Origin of the sequence: Xanthomonas sp. GW (genome assembly GCF_014236815.1) — a bacterium.
Lineage (GTDB): Bacteria > Pseudomonadota > Gammaproteobacteria > Xanthomonadales > Xanthomonadaceae > Xanthomonas_A.
This window is the reverse complement of the sequence record NZ_CP051189.1, coordinates 4603117-4618962: the sequence shown is the minus strand read 5'-3', so window position 1 is coordinate 4618962 and position 15846 is coordinate 4603117. Positions and strand designations below refer to the sequence as shown.

The 15846-nt window shown below is 71.3% G+C and carries 17 protein-coding genes; 11 read left to right on the top strand and 6 right to left on the bottom strand.

Annotated elements, in window-relative coordinates:
* Positions 1-8 precede the first annotated feature (8 nt).
* Complete coding sequence (purH, locus tag HEP73_RS19920) at positions 9-1595, bottom strand: bifunctional phosphoribosylaminoimidazolecarboxamide formyltransferase/IMP cyclohydrolase (RefSeq protein ID WP_185821263.1); 1587 nt, start codon at positions 1593-1595, stop codon at positions 9-11.
* Positions 1596-1673: 78 nt separating this feature from the next.
* On the opposite strand from purH, the gene HEP73_RS19915 reads away from it, so the two are divergent.
* The 8 genes from HEP73_RS19915 to HEP73_RS19880 all read left to right on the top strand — a co-directional run bounded on the left by HEP73_RS19915 (position 1674) and on the right by HEP73_RS19880 (position 9692).
* Positions 1674-2288, top strand: a complete 615-nt coding sequence (locus tag HEP73_RS19915; RefSeq protein WP_185821262.1) for a CDP-alcohol phosphatidyltransferase family protein — start codon at positions 1674-1676, stop codon at positions 2286-2288.
* An 88-nt stretch (positions 2289-2376) separates the two neighbouring features.
* On the top strand, positions 2377-4137 hold the full coding sequence (locus tag HEP73_RS19910) for a bifunctional alpha/beta hydrolase/class I SAM-dependent methyltransferase (RefSeq protein ID WP_185821261.1): 1761 nt from the start codon (positions 2377-2379) through the stop codon (positions 4135-4137).
* On the top strand, positions 4134-5471 hold the full coding sequence (locus tag HEP73_RS19905; RefSeq protein ID WP_185821260.1) for a phosphatase PAP2/dual specificity phosphatase family protein: 1338 nt from the start codon (positions 4134-4136) through the stop codon (positions 5469-5471). Before HEP73_RS19910 ends, HEP73_RS19905 begins: the two co-directional genes overlap by 4 nt.
* The gene (locus tag HEP73_RS19900; RefSeq protein WP_185821259.1) at positions 5468-5902 is read left to right on the top strand and encodes a hypothetical protein; all 435 of its coding nucleotides are present in this window, start codon (positions 5468-5470) and stop codon (positions 5900-5902) included. The genes HEP73_RS19905 and HEP73_RS19900 overlap by 4 nt, the downstream gene beginning before the upstream one ends.
* Positions 5903-5915: 13 nt before the next feature.
* On the top strand, positions 5916-7439 hold the full coding sequence (locus HEP73_RS19895) for a TIGR04222 domain-containing membrane protein (protein ID WP_185821258.1): 1524 nt from the start codon (positions 5916-5918) through the stop codon (positions 7437-7439).
* Positions 7439-8092: a CDP-alcohol phosphatidyltransferase family protein gene (locus HEP73_RS19890; RefSeq protein ID WP_185821257.1), complete on the top strand. Its 654-nt coding sequence runs from the start codon at positions 7439-7441 to the stop codon at positions 8090-8092. The genes HEP73_RS19895 and HEP73_RS19890 overlap by 1 nt, the downstream gene beginning before the upstream one ends.
* Positions 8089-8721 (top strand): lysophospholipid acyltransferase family protein, encoded by a 633-nt coding sequence (locus HEP73_RS19885; protein WP_185821256.1) that lies wholly within the window; start codon positions 8089-8091, stop codon positions 8719-8721. The genes HEP73_RS19890 and HEP73_RS19885 overlap by 4 nt, the downstream gene beginning before the upstream one ends.
* Positions 8718-9692: a phosphatidate cytidylyltransferase gene (locus HEP73_RS19880; RefSeq protein ID WP_185821255.1), complete on the top strand. Its 975-nt coding sequence runs from the start codon at positions 8718-8720 to the stop codon at positions 9690-9692. Before HEP73_RS19885 ends, HEP73_RS19880 begins: the two co-directional genes overlap by 4 nt.
* A gap of 303 nt (positions 9693-9995) precedes the next feature.
* On the opposite strand, the gene fis is transcribed toward HEP73_RS19880, so the two are convergent.
* The 3 genes from fis to HEP73_RS19865 all read right to left on the bottom strand — a co-directional run bounded on the left by fis (position 9996) and on the right by HEP73_RS19865 (position 11824).
* Positions 9996-10268, bottom strand: a complete 273-nt coding sequence (gene fis, locus HEP73_RS19875; RefSeq protein WP_003471008.1) for a DNA-binding transcriptional regulator Fis — start codon at positions 10266-10268, stop codon at positions 9996-9998.
* 115 nt (positions 10269-10383) lie between these two features.
* The gene (locus HEP73_RS22695) at positions 10384-11283 is read right to left on the bottom strand and encodes a DUF3426 domain-containing protein (RefSeq protein WP_255423574.1); all 900 of its coding nucleotides are present in this window, start codon (positions 11281-11283) and stop codon (positions 10384-10386) included.
* Between the two features lie 172 nt (positions 11284-11455).
* Positions 11456-11824: a helix-turn-helix transcriptional regulator gene (locus HEP73_RS19865; protein WP_185814215.1), complete on the bottom strand. Its 369-nt coding sequence runs from the start codon at positions 11822-11824 to the stop codon at positions 11456-11458.
* 186 nt (positions 11825-12010) lie between these two features.
* Between HEP73_RS19865 and HEP73_RS19860 the strand changes: the two genes are divergently transcribed.
* The gene (locus HEP73_RS19860; protein ID WP_185821254.1) at positions 12011-12478 is read left to right on the top strand and encodes a hypothetical protein; all 468 of its coding nucleotides are present in this window, start codon (positions 12011-12013) and stop codon (positions 12476-12478) included.
* A 48-nt stretch (positions 12479-12526) separates the two neighbouring features.
* On the opposite strand, the gene prmA is transcribed toward HEP73_RS19860, so the two are convergent.
* The gene (gene prmA, locus HEP73_RS19855) at positions 12527-13447 is read right to left on the bottom strand and encodes a 50S ribosomal protein L11 methyltransferase (RefSeq protein WP_185821253.1); all 921 of its coding nucleotides are present in this window, start codon (positions 13445-13447) and stop codon (positions 12527-12529) included.
* 205 nt (positions 13448-13652) lie between these two features.
* Between prmA and HEP73_RS19850 the strand changes: the two genes are divergently transcribed.
* Both HEP73_RS19850 and HEP73_RS19845 read left to right on the top strand, forming a co-directional pair.
* Positions 13653-14597: a hypothetical protein gene (locus tag HEP73_RS19850; RefSeq protein WP_185814212.1), complete on the top strand. Its 945-nt coding sequence runs from the start codon at positions 13653-13655 to the stop codon at positions 14595-14597.
* Positions 14594-14947 carry a hypothetical protein gene (locus HEP73_RS19845; RefSeq protein ID WP_185814211.1) on the top strand — a complete coding sequence of 118 codons (354 nt, stop codon included), beginning with the start codon at positions 14594-14596 and terminating at the stop codon, positions 14945-14947. Before HEP73_RS19850 ends, HEP73_RS19845 begins: the two co-directional genes overlap by 4 nt.
* Positions 14948-15054: 107 nt before the next feature.
* On the opposite strand, the gene HEP73_RS19840 is transcribed toward HEP73_RS19845, so the two are convergent.
* Entirely contained in the window at positions 15055-15798 is a 744-nt protein-coding gene (locus tag HEP73_RS19840; protein ID WP_185821252.1) for an SDR family oxidoreductase, read from the bottom strand.
* Between the last annotated feature and the right edge of the window lie 48 nt (positions 15799-15846).

The window sequence follows — 15846 nt, the reverse complement described above, 5'->3', positions numbered from 1 at the left end:
TTGGCCGCTCAATGGCGGAAGTGGCGCACGCCGGTGAACACCATGGCGATGCCGTGTTCGTCGGCGGCGCCGATCACCTCGCCGTCGCGCATCGAGCCGCCGGGCTGGATCACCGCCTTGATGCCGGCCGCCGCCGCGGCGTCGATGCCGTCGCGGAACGGGAAGAACGCGTCGGAGGCCATCACCGAACCCTGCACCACCAGCTCCGCATCGGCCGCCTTGATGCCGGCGATGCGCGCCGAATACACCCGGCTCATCTGCCCGGCGCCGACGCCGATGGTGCGGTGGTCCTTGGCGTAGACGATGGCGTTGGACTTGACGTACTTGGCCACCTTCCACGCGAACAGCAGGTCGGCGAACTGCGCCTCGGTCGGCGCCAGCCGGGTGACCACTTTCAGTTCGTCGCGGGTCACCACGCGGTCGTCGGCGCTCTGCATCAGCAGGCCCGAGCCGATGCGCTTGGTGTCGACGAAACCGCCGGACACCGGCGCCAGCGGAATGCGCAGCACGCGCACGTTGGCCTTCTTCTTCGCGTATTCCAGCGCACCTTCTTCGTAGTCCGGCGCGATCAGCACCTCGACGAACTGGCGGTCCAGGATGACCTTGGCGGTGGCCGCGTCCAGCGTGCGGTTGAAGGCGAGGATGCCGCCGAAGGCGCTGGTCGGGTCGGTCGCGTAGGCCAGTTCGTAGACATCGCCGCAGGCCGCGCCCACCGCCACGCCGCAGGGATTGGCATGCTTGACGATGACGCAGGCCGGCGCATCGAACTGGCGCACGCATTCCCAGGCCGCGTCGCTGTCGGCGATGTTGTTGTAGCTCAGCTCCTTGCCCTGCAACTGCTGGAAGGTGGCCAGCGAGCCTGGCGCCGGGCACAGGTCGCGGTAGAACGCGGCGTGCTGGTGCGGGTTCTCGCCGTAGCGCAGGTCCATTACCTTGACGAAGGTGCCGTTGGCCTGCGCCGGGAACGCGGCACGCACCGGCACCTCGCTCGCAGGGTCGGTCACCGTGGACAGGTAATTGCTGATCGCCGCGTCGTACTGCGCCACGCGGTTGAACGCGGCCACCGACAGCGCGAAGCGCTTGGCCGCCGACAGCTGGCCGTCGTGCGCCTCCAGTTCGGCCAGCAGGTCGGCGTATTGCGCCGGATCGGTGGCCACCGCCACGCGCGCGAAGTTCTTCGCCGCCGAGCGCAGCATCGCCGGGCCGCCGATGTCGATATTCTCCACCGCCTCGGCGAGCGTGCAGTCGGCCTTGGCGGTGACCGCTTCGAACGGATACAGGTTCAGCACCAGCAGGTCGATCGCGGCGATGCCGTGTTCGGCCATCACCGCGTCGTCGGTGCCGGCGCGGCCGAGCAGGCCGCCGTGCACCAGCGGGTGCAGGGTCTTGACCCGGCCGTCCATCATTTCCGGGAAGCCGGTCAGCTCGGACACGTCCTTGACCGCCAGCCCGGCCTCGCGAATGGCCTTGGCGGTGCCGCCGGTGGACAGCAGCTCCACGTTGCGCGCGGCCAGCGCGCGGGCCAGGTCGATCAGGCCGGTCTTGTCGGAAACGGACAGCAATGCCCGGCGCACGGGCAGGAAATCGGAGGACATGGGGGCAGGGCACACATCGGAGCGGGGAGTGGATATTGTAGGCTGCGCCGCCCCGGCATGGACCCTCAGGACCCCGCAATGGTTTCGATCTACGCATTGAAAGGACGCTTCCAGGACCTGCTGCGGCCCGGGGTGCGCGGCCTGTACCGGCTCGGGGTGACCGCCAACCAGGTCACCGTGGGCGCGGCCGCGGTGTCGCTGCTGGTCGCCGCCTGGGTGTTCTGGCGCGGTCCGGCGCAGCCGCTGTGGTACGCGCTGCTGCCGGCATGGATGCTGCTGCGCATGGCCTTGAACGCGGTCGATGGGATGCTGGCGCGCGAGTTCGGCCAGCAGTCCAGGCTCGGCGCCTACCTCAACGAACTGAGCGACGTGATCGCCGATGCGGCGCTGTACCTGAGCCTGGCCAGCGTGCCCGGCGCGGGGGCCGGCTGGCTATGGGCGCTGGCGCTGACGGCGGCATTGACCGAGTATGCCGGGGTGTTGGGGCTGATGGTCGGCGCCGGACGGCGCTACGACGGACCGATGGGCAAGAGCGATCGCGCCTTCGCCATCGGCCTGCTGGGGCTGCTGCTGGCCGGCGGCTGGGTGGGGGCGAAGACGGTGGACGGGTTCGCGATCGTGCTGGCGCTGCTGTGCGCGGCGACGGTGCTGCGGCGCGTGGCCGCCGGCCTGCGCGAGGGCGCGCCGCGCTGAGCCGCGCGGCGCGGGCCGCGGCAACGACACGGAAGCGGTAGCGGTACTCACGGCAACGGCAAGTACGACGACAGGGAATCGGCAACGGATGCGGCAGGTCAGCGAAAGCGAGTTTTGCAGTTTCGACGGAACACGGTTGTTCTACCGGCATTGGCCGGCCACGGCCACGGCGCCGGCGGCGCCGCCACGCGCGGTGGTGCTGTTGCACCGCGGCCACGAACATTCGGGGCGGGTCGTGCACCTGGCCGACGAATTGGGCCTGGACGACTGCGCGATGTTCGCCTGGGATGCGCGCGGCAACGGCCGCTCGCCCGGCGTGCGCGGCGATGCGCCCGGCTTCCCGGCGCTGGTGCGCGACCTGGACAGCTTCATCGCCTACATCGGCGCCACGTACGGCATCGCGGTGCAGGACATCGTGGTGATCGCGCAGAGCGTGGGCGCGGTGATCGCCAGCACCTGGGTGCACGACTACGCGCCGCCGCTGCGCGCGCTGGTGCTGGCTTCGCCGGCGTTCAAGGTCAAGCTGTACGTGCCGTTCGCGCGGCCCGGGCTGGCCTTGATGCACAAGTTGCGCGGCAATTTCTTCGTCAACAGCTACGTCAAACCGCAGTGGCTGACCCACGACCCGGCGCGCGTGGCCAGCTACCGCGACGATCCGCTGATCACCCGGCCGATCTCGGTGCGGGTGCTGCTGGGCGTGTACGCCGCGGCCGACCGCGTGGTCGGCGACGCGCAGGCGATCACCGTGCCGGTGCAGTTGCTGGTGTCCGGCGACGATTTCGTGGTGCACCGCGGCCCGCAGGACCGCTTCTACGAGCGGCTGTCCTCGCCGGTGAAGGAGCGCCACCTGCTGCCCGGGTTCTTCCACGACACCCTGGGCGAGCGCGACCGCGCGCCGGCGCTGGCGCAGATCCGCCGTTTCGTGCGCGAGCGCTTCGCCGAAGCGCCGGCACTGCCGAGCCTGCTGCAGGCGCACCGCCGCGGGCCCACCTTCGAGGAAGCCGAGCGGCTGTCCTGGCCGCCGCAGAAATACAGCCTGCAGGACCTGCGCTGGCGCTTCGTGCGCGCCAACCTGCGCTTCGGCGGCACCTTGTCCGAGGGCGTGGCGCTGGGCCTGCAGACCGGCTTCGATTCCGGCAGCACGCTGGATTACGTGTATCGCGACCGCGCCGCCGGCAAGGGCCCGTTGGGCCGCTTCATCGACCGCAACTACCTGGATGCGATCGGCTGGCGCGGCATCCGCGTGCGCCGCACCCATCTGCACGAACTGCTGCGCCTGGCCATGCAGCGCCTGCGCGACGCTGGCGCGCCGGTGCGTGTGCTCGACATCGCCGCCGGCCACGGCCGCTACGTGCTGGAAGCGCTGGCCGGTGGCGAACAGCGTGCCGATGCGATCGCGCTGCGCGATTTCAGCGACTTGAACGTGGAGCGCGGGCGCGCGCTGATCGCCGAACTCGGCGCCACCGACATCGCCCGCTTCGAACAGGGCGACGCCTTCGACCGTGACGCGCTGGCGGCGCTGCAGCCGCGGCCGACGCTGGCGGTGGTGTCGGGCCTGTACGAACTGTTTCCCGACAACGACCAGGTGCTGCGTTCGCTGCAGGGCGTGGCCGCCGCGGTCGAACCGGGCGGCTACCTCGCCTACACCGGCCAGCCCTGGCACCCGCAGCTGGAATTCATCGCCCGCGCGCTGACCAGCCACCGCGGCGGCGCGGCCTGGGTGATGCGCCGCCGCACCCAGCAGGAGATGGACGAACTGGTGCGTGCGGCCGGCTTCCGCAAGTTGGAGCAGCGCATCGACGAATGGGGCATCTTCACCGTGTCGCTGGCGCAGCGGATCGCGCCGTGAGCGAAGCGGCGCCGCGGCCGTGGCGGCGGGCGCTGGCGTGGCTGGCGCTGCTGGGGCCGTTTTTCTTCCTCAGCTACGGCCTGGCCAATACGCTGGCCGAGCGCCGCGCCTACGTACCGTCGCTGCCGTTCGCGTGGGAAACGCAGATCCCGTTCTGGCCGTGGACGATCGTGCCGTACTGGTCGATCGACCTGTTCTACGTGATCTCGTTCTTCGTCTGCCGCACGCGCGCCGAACTGGACACGCATGCCAGGCGGCTGCTGACCGCGCAGCTGCTGGCGGTGGGCTGCTTCCTGCTGTGGCCGCTGCGCTTCGGATTCGAACGGCCGCCCAGCGACGGCGTGTTCGGCTGGTTGTTCGCGGTGCTGCTGGGCTTCGACAAGCCGTTCAACCAGGCGCCGTCGCTGCACATCGTGCTGCTGGTGGTGCTGTGGGTGCGCTATGCGCAGCATCTGCACGGTCTCGCGCGCGGCGCGCTGCACGTCTGGTTCGCGCTGATCGGGCTGTCGGTGCTGACCACCTACCAGCACCATTTCCTCGACATTCCCACCGGCCTGGCCGCGGGTTGGCTGTGCGTGTGGCTGTGGCCGCAGCGGGTGGCGGCGCCGTGGAGCGCGCTGGCCGTGGCGCGCGATCCAGCGCGCTGGCGCCTGGCCGGCGCCTACCTGTGCGGCAGCGCCGTCTGCGTCGCGCTGGCCTGGGTTGCCGGCGGCGCAGCGTGGTGGTTGTTGTGGCCGGCGCTGTCGCTGCTGCTGGTCGCGTTCGACTACGCGCTGCTCGGCGCGATCGGCCTGCAGAAGCGTGCCGATGGCCGCCTCAGCCTGGCCGCGCGCTGGCTGTATGCGCCGTACCTGGCCGCGGCCTGGCTCAATGCGCGCGCCTGGACCCGGCGCGATCCGGCGCCGCGCGAGATCGCCGACGGCGTCTGGCTGGGGCGCCTTCCCGGCCGCGGCGAGCGCGCTGCATTCGCCGCGGTGGTCGATGTCTGCGCCGAACTGTCGCTGCGCGATGCCGGTGCGCACGATCGCAGCGTGCCGATGCTGGACCTGGTCGCGCCGCCCGCGGATGCATTGCGCGAGGCCGCCGCCGCGATCGAGGCCGCCCGCCGCCATGGTCCGGTGCTGGTGTGCTGCGCGCTGGGCTATTCGCGCAGCGCCGCCGCGGTCGCCACTTGGCTGTTGCTTAGCGGTCGCGCCGCCGATCTGGATGCCGCGCTCGCGCTGCTGCGTGCACGCGCAGCGCGGGTCGTGCTGGGGTCTGCGCAGCGCGATGCCATCGCCGCCTCGTGCGCCGCTCCGGCCGCTCCGCCGCACGCCCTGGAGCTGCCGGCATGAGCACGCCGCTGGAACTGCGCACGATGGCCGCGCTGCTGCGGCAGGCATCGCCGCTGGACCGGCTGTCGCTGGCGTTGCTCGCCGTCGCGCTGCTGCTGGGCGTCTGGTACGGCAGCGCCGGCGCGCATGTGGCGCTGGCCGCGTGCCTGCTCAGCGTGCTCGCCGGCGTGCTGCAACGCTATTGGGCCGCGCGCGTCGGCCTTGATGCAGCGCTGCTCGACGCGGTGCTGGCCGAAGCCGACCTCGACCAGGCCGGCGCCGATCTCGACGCCGCGCTGCACCGGCTCGGCCTGCTGCGGCGCCTGCCGCCGCCGCGCGACTGGCAGGCGCGCTGGCGCGGCATGCGCGGCTTGCTGCTGCGGCAGATCGCCAGCCTGGCGCTGCAACTGCTGGCGCTGCTGGCGGCGCCGATCGCGGCGCAGTTCGCATGACGGAACGCAGACCATGACCGCATCCGCCGATCCGGCGCCGCTGCACGACGCCGATGCCGCGCAACAGGCATTGTGGCAGCGCCTGCAGGCCTATCGTTTCGGCGAGCAGGACGACGCGTTGCCGGTGTTCGTGCGCCGCGTGGCCAAGGAAGCCAAGGTCTCCCTGGCCGAAGCCGCGCAGGCGGTGGAGGAATACCGGCGCTTCTGCTTCCTGGCCTGCAGCAGCGCCGACGCCGAGGTCACGCCCAGCACGCTGATCGACCAGGTCTGGCATACCCACCTCACCGATACCCACGAATACTGGCAGCGCTTCTGCCCGCAGGTGTTGCAGACCACGCTGCACCATCGGCCCGGGCGCGGCGACGCCGCCGATGCAGACCGCCACGCGCTGCAGTACCGGACCACCCTGGCGCACTACCGCCGCCATTTCGGCGATCCGCCGGCGGCGTGCTGGCCGGCGCCGGGCGACACCACAGCGCCGCAACCGCGGCTGCGCAGCGATGTCGCGGCGCGGCGTTGGCCGATGCCGCGCGAGAACGGCAAGGCGCTGTGGCTGTGGTTGTTGGCGACGCTGCTGCTGGGCGGGTGGCTGAGTTCGATCAATCCTGCCGCGTCGCCGTTGCACTGGCGCGGCGGTTCGTTCCTGCTGCTGTTCCTGGTGGCGATCGGGCTGGCCTGCGCATCGGCCGCGCGGCTGCGGCGCGCGGTGCGCGGCCTCGGCCAGCAGCGCGCGGTCCGGCAGGTGGACAACGCCGAACTGGCGTTCCTGGCCGGCGGCAGCGAGCGCGTGGCGGACATGCAACTGGCCTTGCTGCTGGCGTGCGACGCGGTGCAGTTGCAGCTGGCGCCGTCGAGCCTGCGTGGCAGCCACCGCGACGCGGCCCAGCTGCAGGTCACGGACGCTGCAGTGCCGGCGGCGCTGCAGCGCGCCCTGCTGCTGGTGCGCGCCAACCCGAAATTGCCGCTGGCGTTGCAGGCATTGCGCGACGATGCGTCGCCGCTGCATGAGGCGTTGATCGGCAAGCGCCTGCTGCTCGGCCGCGGCCAGGCCTGGTGCGCGCGTCTGCTCGGCGCCGCGCCGCTGCTGGCGCTGTGGATCGCCGGCGCGCTGAAGATCGACATCGGCCTGCAGTTGCAGCGCCCGGTCGGCTTCCTGGTCGCGGCGATGGTGCTGGTGACGATGCTCGCGCTCGGCTTCCTGTTGACGCCGCCGCGGCGCAGCGTCGCCGGCGAGCGCTTGCTCGCCGAGCGCGACAAGGCATGGCGCGCAGGCGCCGGAGCGGCGCCCGCGCCGCAGGCGTTGCACCTGGCATCGCCCCTGGCCCTGGCCGGCACCGGCGTGCTGCTGGGGACGCCATGGGTGGAGTACCACGCGTTGCGTACGCCGATCGTCGCCAGCAGCGGCAACGGTGGCGGCAGCAGCTGCACCAGCACCAGCAACTGCACCAGCGGCAGCGGCAGCGGCGGCGGCGATGGAGGCGGCGGCAGTAGTTGCAGCAGCGGTTGTGGCGGCTGCGGCGGCGGAGGCGGCGACTGATGGCACGACCGACGATCAGCGAACGCCGCGCGCAGTGGCGCGCGCGCCTGGCGAAGACGCTGCGCGCCCGCGGCGCCACCCCCAATGGCCTGTCCTGGACCGCCACCGGCTTCGCCGCGCTGGCGGCGCTGATGTTCTATTGCGCCTGGCGCGAGCCGCCGCGCGATGCGGCCGGCTTGCTGCTGCTGGCCGCGCTCGCCCTGCAGGGCCGATTGCTGTGCAACCGCCTGGACGGGCTGATGGCGCGGCAGGCGCAGATGATCGGCCGCGCCGGCGAGGTCTACAACGAAGCGCCGGACAGGCTGTCCGATGTCGTGGTGTGCCTGGGCGTGGGCTACGGCCTGCAGCACGTGCTGAGCTGGGGCGCCGAGCTGGGCTGGGCCGCGGCCTTGCTGTGCGTGGGCACCGCCTACGTGCGCATGCTCGGACTGGCCTGCGGCGTCAGCGAGCCGGTGCAGGGGCCGATGGCGCGCGTGCAGCGCATGCGCTGGCTGTCGCTGGCCGCGTTGCTGACGGCCGGCGCGCTGCTGCTGCAATACACGGCCGTCGCCGAAATGATTCTGGTCGCGACCATGGCGCTGCTGATCGGCGGCGCGGCCTTGACCATCGTGATGCGTCTGCGCGCCATCGTGCGCGAACTGGAGTGGACATGATCGAACGCCTGATCGCCCGCGGCTGCAGTGCCGCGATCCGCATCCTGACCGGCGCGCGTGCGTTCTGGCGCGGCTGCATTCCCTCCAGCGAGCACCGGGTGTACTACGGCAACCACGCCAGCCACGGCGACTTCGTGCTGATCTGGTCGTCGTTGCCGGCGGCGCTGCGGCGCGAGGTGCGGCCGGTGGCCGCGGCCGAGTACTGGCAGCGCGACGCGCTGCGCCGCTACCTGATCCACTCGGTGTTCAACGGCGTGCTGATCGAGCGCGAGGCCGCGCAGCGCAGTCGCGATCCGATCGAGTGCCTGTGCGAGGCGGTCGATGGCGGCGGTTCGTTGATCCTGTTCCCGGAAGGCACGCGCAACACCGAGGAAGGCGTGCTGCCGTTCAAGAGCGGCATCTACCACCTGGCGCGGAACCGCCCGGAACTGGAGTTCGTGCCGGTGTGGATCGACAACCTCAAGCGGGTGATGCCCAAGGGCAAGTGGCTGCCGCTGCCGTTGCTGTGCACCACCACCTTCGGCGAGCCGTTGCGGCTGGGCGCTGGCGAGGACAAGCAGGCATTCCTGGAGCGCACGCGTACGGCGCTGCTGGCGCTGTCGCCGGAACAGATGGAGGCCGCACGATGAACGCGATCGCCTTCAGCGACCACCTGCAGCAGTCCTCGCTGCGGCAGCAGACCATCTGGCTGTTCCTCGGCATCGCCGCGGTGCTGCTGCTGGCCACGTTGATTTCCGAAACGCTGCGCTGGCGCGCGCGCGGGCGCCCCAGCGCGGTGCTCGACAACCTGGTGGCGCGGATCCGCGCGTGGTGGGTGATGGCCGCGGTGGTGGCGCTGGCGTTCGTGTTCGGACGCATCGGCGTGATCGTGTTGTTCGCGCTGGTGTCGCTGTTCGCGCTGCGCGAGTTCATCACCCTGGCACCGACCCGGCGTGGCGACTACTACGCGCTGCTGGTGGCGTTCTACATCGTGCTGCCGTGGCAGTACTGGCTGGTGTGGAGCGGCTGGTACGGGCTGTACACGCTGCTGATCCCGGTCTACGCGTTCCTGGTGCTGCCGATCCTGGCCACCATCGGTGGCGACACCACGCGCTACCTGGAGCGCACCGCCAAAGTGCAGTGGGGGCTGATGATCTGCGTGTTCTGCATCTCGCACGTGCCGGCGCTGCTGAACCTGGAGATCCCCGGCTACGAAGGCCGCAACCTGCTGCTGTTCGCGTTCCTGGTGATCGTGGTGCAGTCCTCGGACGTGCTGCAGTACGTGTGGGGCAAGTTGATCGGCAGGCACCTGATCGCGCCGAAGCTGTCGCCGTCCAAGACCGTGGAAGGCTTCGTCGGCGGCATCCTGTCGGCGAGCCTGCTCGGCGCGGCCTTGTGGTGGATCACCCCGTTCTCGCCGCTGCAGGCGTTCGCGCTGGCGCTGGTGGCCAACCTGATGGGCTTCTTCGGAGGTCTGGTGATGTCGGCGATCAAGCGCGACCGCGGCATCAAGGACTGGGGCCACATGATCGAAGGCCATGGCGGCGTGCTCGACCGGCTGGACTCGGTGTGCTTCGCCGCGCCGGTGTTCTTCCACCTGATCCGCTATGGGTGGGTGTGAGGGGCCGGGATGACCAGCCATGCGGCTGTGGAAAAGCGGGGATTCGGGATTGGAGATTGGGGATTCGCGCGAGCGGGCCGCTTTCTGTAGGAGCGGCTTCAGCCGCGACGCGTTACCGGTAAGGCGTCGCGGCTGAAGCCGCTCCTACAGAAAAGCGCCCGGGCTGAAATGAAAAAGCCGCCTTTTCTGCAGAAAAGGCGGCTTTTTTCATCGAGTCGCTTGACAACGATTTGCACGAGAGCGTGATCCTGGAGTCCCGAGTCCCGAGTCCCGAGTCCCGAGTCCCGAGTCCCGAGTCCCGCCTCAAGCCAACCCGTATTCCTTCAACTTCTTGCGCAGCGTGGCGCGATGGATGCCCAGCATCGCCGCGGCGCGGCTCTGGTTGCCTTCGCAGTGGTTGAGCACTTCCACGAACAACGGGATCTCCATCTCGCGCAGCACGATCTCGTACACGTCGTCGGCGTCGCAGCCATCGAGGTCGCGCAGGTAGCGGCGCACGGACTGCGCCACGTGTTCGCGCAGCGGCGGCTTCGGCGCGCCGCGACTGGAGTCAGGACGAGTGGTGGCAGCGTTCAAGTTCGGCGGGTCCCCGGATGACGTCGGCGCCGGAAGGTTGGAGGGCCGGCGCGGGGGGACGAGTCTAGCGCGTGGCCTGCCTCGCTGCCATGCCGGATCGTGATGTCACAGCGTTTCAGTGGAAGTCGAAACTGAATGCAGCGGTTCCCGCGGCCGGTTCGCGCACCTGGAACGCCACCTGCGCGCTCTGTCCGGGCGCCAGCGTCGCCGCATCCGGGCGGGTGCGGCCCAGGTACTCCTCCGGGAGCAGCACGCGGCTGCCGATGGTGCGGCCGTCGGCGTCGGCCAGCGACAGCTGCAGCAGCGGCCAGGCCTGCGCCCAGCGCGCGTCGTTGCGGAAGGTGGCCTGGATCTGCAGGGTGCCGGCGCGGCCGGGCAGCGGCCGCACCTCGCGGCTGAGCATGGTGAACGCGCTCGGCTCGCGCCACGGCGGCAGGCTGCAGCGCAGCGCCTGGCACACGCCGGCCACCCACGGCCGCCAGCGCGCGTCGGCGCCCAGCCGTTGCCGGTCGGCGACCAGGATCTGCAGCGCCAGCAGCAGGCCCAGCCCGACCAGCGCGATCCACTGCCAGGGCGCGGCGCGCAGCACCGGCCGGCGTGGCGCGCTGGGCTGCATGAAGCTGGGCGCGGCGCTGGTGGTGGCGGTCGCTGCGGTGGTCAGGTCCGGTTCCTGCTCCGGCGGCGGCGCCAGCGCCGGTTCCGATTCGGGTTCCGACTGCGGTTCGAGTCCGGCAGGCGCGATCGACTCGCCGGTCGCCGCGGCGGGCGGCGTTGCGACCCCGGCGGCGCGCGAGGCGTCCGCCTCCGGCATCGACGCTGGCTCGGACTCCGGCGCGCCGGGGGCATCGGCACGCGGCGCCGCGCCGTTACCGGTATCGCCCGTCTCGGCGGGGCCGGCCGCCGCGTCTGCAGCGGGACCTGCCGTCTCGGCGGCATCGGCCTGTTCCGGCACCGGCTGCTGGGGCTGGCGCAGCAAGGTCGCGAGGCTGGGACGGGGCGGGGTGGGATCGGGCATGCGTGCAGGCGACGGCGGCAACGAGACCCCTATTCAAGCACGCGCGGGAGCGGGCTGCAGTGCGCTCGTGGCCTTCGTGGGCTTCTGTAGGAGCGGCTTCAGCCGCGACAGGCACCTTCGGTAAGTTCCTGTCGCGGCTGAAGCCGCTCCTACAGGGACATCGGGTCCCTGCTCAGCGCCGGTGCTTGCCGGTGCCGATCAGGTCCAGCAGGCCGGCGCGCTGGCGTGGGCTCAGGGTCTCGAAGCTGTCGAGCAGGCGCGCCTGCTGGTCGGACAGCTGCCGGTAGTGCGCGGCTTCTTCGGCGACGGACAGCGGTTCGCCGAACACGCGTTCGCCGCGGCCGGTGGCCAGGTATTCGAAGGTCAGCCCGCTGCGGCGGGCCAGGGCGATCAGGTGCTCCACCGCCGGCGCGGTGCCGTCGGCCATCTCCCACTGCGCCACGGCGCTGCGGGTCACCGACAGGTCCAGCGCGAGGGCTTCCTGGGTGAGACCGGTCAGCTTGCGCGCTTCGCGCACCCGTTCGTACAGCCTGCTGTTCACACTCACCTCCGCGGGGGAGGCGAGATATAGCCGCGCCGACTGGGAAAGTTGGTTCGTACGGCTTTCAATGATGGCTTTGTTGTTGATACTGTCGTCGGCGATGGCTGTGCGCAGTGAAGACGCCGCACCGTTCGCGACGTTTCTGCCGCCGCCGCCCGACCCGCTGCCATGGACCAGGACGCGCCGATGCACACGCAGGATGCCCCGCTGCAGGATGCCCACCACGCTCGTTTCGCGATCGCCCCGCTGCGCACGCACAGCCGCCCGCGGCCGCCGCCGGGAATTGGCGCGCACCGCTACCGGATCTGGGCCGATGCCGGCGACGGCCGCTGCGCGGTCAGGCAGGGCTGGTCGTGGCAGGTGTTCGCGCTGCCGTATCCGCCCGCGCCGCCGTCGTGGGTGCCCACGCTGCTGTGGCTGCTGGCGCACGCCGCGGGCTGGGTGGCGCTGGTGCAGACCCTGGGTGCGTCGGCACTGATCGGCGTGCTGCTGGAACTGGCCTGGCGGCTGCCGCGGGCGCGGCGCGGCCATCGCTGGCACGAGCGCCGCCTGCGCGCGCAGGGCTGGCGGCCGCGGACCCGGGTGCTGGCGATCCATGCCGAGGCGGCGTTGCTGACCGTGGCGATCCGCAGCCTGGCCGCAGGCCGCGGGTGAGTGTTGGATCCGGCGCTACCGCGTGCGCGGACCCGCCGGTCCGCGGACTCAGGCGCGGCGCACGCCGTCGATGCGCATCCAGTCGCCGTCCTGTTCGCTGCGCAGCTGCTCGAACCACGGCGCGTAGCGCTGCAACAGCTCCTGTTCCTGGCCATGCAGGATCCCGGACAGGGCGATGCGCCCGCCCGGCGCGACGCGTTCGGCCAGGGTCGGCGCCAGCGCGTCCAGCGCCGAGGCCAGGATGTTGGCGACCACCACCGGATAGGTGGCCGCCGGCTCGTCGGCCGGCAGGTGCACCGTCAGGCGCGCGCCGACGTCATTGCGCTCGGCGTTGTCGTGCGTGGCCAGCAGCGCCTGCGGGTCGTTGTCCACGCCCACCGCCGCCGCCGCGCCCAGCTTCAGCGCGGCCAGCGCCAGGATCCCGGAGCCGCAGCCGAAGTCGAGCACGCGCGCCTGCGCCAGCGCGCCGTCGGTGGCCAGGGCGTCGAGCCAGCGCAGGCACAGCGCGGTGGTCGGATGGGTGCCGGAACCGAACGCCAGGCCCGGGTCCAGCCGCACCACGGCGGCATCGGCGCCGCGCGCGTCCTCGGGCAGGTCGTGGTTCCACGGCACGATGAAGGTGCGCGTGCCGAAGCGCATCGGCTGGAACTGGTCCAGCCAGGCGCGTTCCCAGTCCTGGTCGTCGACCTTGCGGAACGTGGCCTGGGCCCAGTCCAGGCCCGGATCGAACGCTTCCAGCGCGGCCAGCAGCAGCAACGCGTCCTGCTCGGCGGGGAACAGCGCGCTGAGCACCAGCGTGCCCCACAGCGGGGTCTCGCCGACCCCCGGTTCCAGGATCGCGCGCTCGTTGCTGGTGTCGGCCTCGGCGTCGAGCAGGGTGACCGCCAGCGCGCCGACGTCCTCCAGCGCGTTCTCGTAGCGGGGCTGGGTGGCGTCGGTGCAGCGCACAGTCAGTTCGAGGAACGGCATCGGTCGGGCACAAGGAGGAATGACCGCGCATCTTAGACGACCGCCGCGGCGGCCCGAACCGGCGCCGGCCGCGCGCGCCGCGACCACGGCCGCCATTGTCTGCCGTGGCCCGCCATCGGCTGCGTTAGACTGCGACATTGCGGCGGCCCCGGGTTCCAGCGGACGCGGCCGCCCTCCTCGCCTGCTGCCCCGATCGCCTACGCGCATGCCCTTCGCCGTGTCCCGGAAAACCTGGCTGTTGCTGGCGCCCGCTGCGCTGCTGCTGGGCGTGGTCGGCTATCGCGCGCTGCTGCTGCTGGCGGCGGCGCCGGCGCTGCCGGTGACCGCGGGTGCCGCTGTGGCCACCCCGGTCATCGCGGACGTGTCGGGGCAGGACCAGCGCAGGCGCAGCTCGGTGCAGGCATTGCCGGCGGCGTCGCCCGACCGCCGCACCGCGCTGGAACGCAGCCCCGACCTGTACCGCACCGCGCAGCAACTGTCCGCCGCCGCCGCGCAGGGCGATGCCGATGCGTCCTGGCTGCTCAGCCGCATCTACGACTATTGCGCCGGTTATGCGATGAATCCGGCCGGCTATGCCGCCGACACCCGCGCGATCGATGCGGCGCAGTTGCCGACCTCGGGGCGCATGGTCGATGCGCGCGCGCGGGTCGGCCGCCGCTGCGCCGGCTTCGTGCCCGGCGACGGCCTCACCCGCCAGGCCATCGTCGCCCAGCGCGTGCAGGCCGCGCGCGGCGGCAACCTGGCCGCGGAGGCGGCGTTGCTGACGCTTGGACAGCCGCTGCAGTCCTCGGCCGGCTACAAGCGCGACCTGGTCGAACGGGTGCGCGCCTCCGGCGATCCGGACGCCTACATGGCGCTGGCACCGGCGATGGGCCTGGCCGCCAGCGGCGACGACAGCCTGGACGAGCGCATCGCCGGCACCGCCTTCACCGAACTGGCCTGGCAGTTGGCCGCTTGCCGGCTGGGGCTGGATTGCGGCCCGAACAGCGAGTTGATGACCCGCTATTGCGCCAACGGCGGGATCTGTTCGCAGGACCCGACCCAGGATTTCAGCAGTTTTGTTTACGACGCCGCGGTGCCGCGGCAAGGCACGGACACGATGAACGACATGGTCAACCGTCTGGTGGATACGACAGGAGCGGGCTCATGAATTACCGGCGATGGCTGCACGGCGCCAAGTTCTGGTTCTGGGTGCTGGCCCTGGTTGCCTATTCGGCGGCGGCGGCCGGCTTGCTGCTGATCGACACGGCCGAGCAGCGCTACCGCGGCCTGTCCAAGGTCGAACTGACCACCACGCACGCCGACCCAGACCTGCGCCGCGCCGGCGCCGCACAGGTGGCGGCGATCTACCGTGCCCGCAGCGGCATGCCGTTCTCCACCCTGAGCCCGGGCAGCACCTTCCAGATCGTGTGGCCGGATGGCTCCACCGAGACGGTGATGATCGTCAGCCCGACCTCGACCCTGGGCGCCGAACCGGTGCCGGGGACGCAGGCGAAGTAGCCGGGATTTGGGATTGGGGATTTGGGATTGGTAAAGGGCGAGTCTTCGGTCCCGATCTGTTGGTGCGACCCGATATTTCAGCGCTTCGCGGCGGACGTGCGGCGCACCTAGCGCTGTTCGGACAGCGCCACGGCATCGGCGCCGGCCGGGAAATGCAGCCGCTCGGAAACGTCGTTGGCCGCTTGCCAGATCGCCTGGGCGACGTCGCTGGCCATGGTTACCGCCGCCGGCTGGCCCAGGTGCGAGAACACTTCGCGGGCAAAGGGTGCGTAGGCGTCCGGGATCAGGCCCTGCATGCGTTGCTGTCCGTTGGCGGTGAACTGGGTGGACGGGCCGTAGCCGGGCTCCACCAGCTTGACCCGCAGGCCGAACGCCTGCAGTTCGTGGCGCAGCGATGCGGTGAAGCCCTGCACCGCGGTCTTGCTCGCCGTGTACGCGGCCACCAGCGGGAACGGCGCCAGCGTGGCGCTGGAGGTCACGTTGACGATGACGCCCGCGCCGCGCTGGCGAAACCGCGGAATGGCGGCCTGGCACATCGCCATGACGCCGAAGGTGTTGGTCTCGAACACCTCGCGCACGGTCGCCATCGGCGTGGCCTCGAACGCGCCGAACAGCCCGATGCCGGCATTGTTGACCAGCACGTCGATGGGGCCGGCCGCCTCCAGCGCCAGCGCGATGCTGTCGGGCTGGGTCACGTCCAGCGCCAGCATGCGCAGGTCGGGCGAGGCCGGCAGCAGCGCCGGTCGGGGCTGGCGCATGGTGGCGACGACGTTCCAGCCTTGGGCCAGGAAGTGGCGCGCGGTTTCCAGGCCGTAGCCGGAGGAGCAGCCAGTGATCAGGACGGTCTTCATTGCGTTCTCCAGGAGTGAGTGGACTCGGGAGGAAACGATAGGCCAGCT

Bases quoted from the DNA above. Each gene is read 5' to 3' on its own strand.
- purH (WP_185821263.1), bottom strand. From the start codon at position 1,595: ATGTCCTCCGATTTCCTGCCCGTGCGCCGGGCATTGCTGTCCGTTTCC.
- HEP73_RS19915 (WP_185821262.1), top strand. From the start codon at position 1,674: ATGGTTTCGATCTACGCATTGAAAGGACGCTTCCAGGACCTGCTGCGG.
- HEP73_RS19910 (WP_185821261.1), top strand. From the start codon at position 2,377: ATGCGGCAGGTCAGCGAAAGCGAGTTTTGCAGTTTCGACGGAACACGG.
- HEP73_RS19900 (WP_185821259.1), top strand. From the start codon at position 5,468: ATGAGCACGCCGCTGGAACTGCGCACGATGGCCGCGCTGCTGCGGCAG.
- HEP73_RS19895 (WP_185821258.1), top strand. From the start codon at position 5,916: ATGACCGCATCCGCCGATCCGGCGCCGCTGCACGACGCCGATGCCGCG.
- HEP73_RS19890 (WP_185821257.1), top strand. From the start codon at position 7,439: ATGGCACGACCGACGATCAGCGAACGCCGCGCGCAGTGGCGCGCGCGC.
- HEP73_RS19885 (WP_185821256.1), top strand. From the start codon at position 8,089: ATGATCGAACGCCTGATCGCCCGCGGCTGCAGTGCCGCGATCCGCATC.
- HEP73_RS19880 (WP_185821255.1), top strand. From the start codon at position 8,718: ATGAACGCGATCGCCTTCAGCGACCACCTGCAGCAGTCCTCGCTGCGG.
- HEP73_RS22695 (WP_255423574.1), bottom strand. From the start codon at position 11,283: ATGCCCGATCCCACCCCGCCCCGTCCCAGCCTCGCGACCTTGCTGCGC.
- HEP73_RS19860 (WP_185821254.1), top strand. From the start codon at position 12,011: ATGCACACGCAGGATGCCCCGCTGCAGGATGCCCACCACGCTCGTTTC.
- prmA (WP_185821253.1), bottom strand. From the start codon at position 13,447: ATGCCGTTCCTCGAACTGACTGTGCGCTGCACCGACGCCACCCAGCCC.
- HEP73_RS19850 (WP_185814212.1), top strand. From the start codon at position 13,653: ATGCCCTTCGCCGTGTCCCGGAAAACCTGGCTGTTGCTGGCGCCCGCT.
- HEP73_RS19845 (WP_185814211.1), top strand. From the start codon at position 14,594: ATGAATTACCGGCGATGGCTGCACGGCGCCAAGTTCTGGTTCTGGGTG.
- HEP73_RS19840 (WP_185821252.1), bottom strand. From the start codon at position 15,798: ATGAAGACCGTCCTGATCACTGGCTGCTCCTCCGGCTACGGCCTGGAA.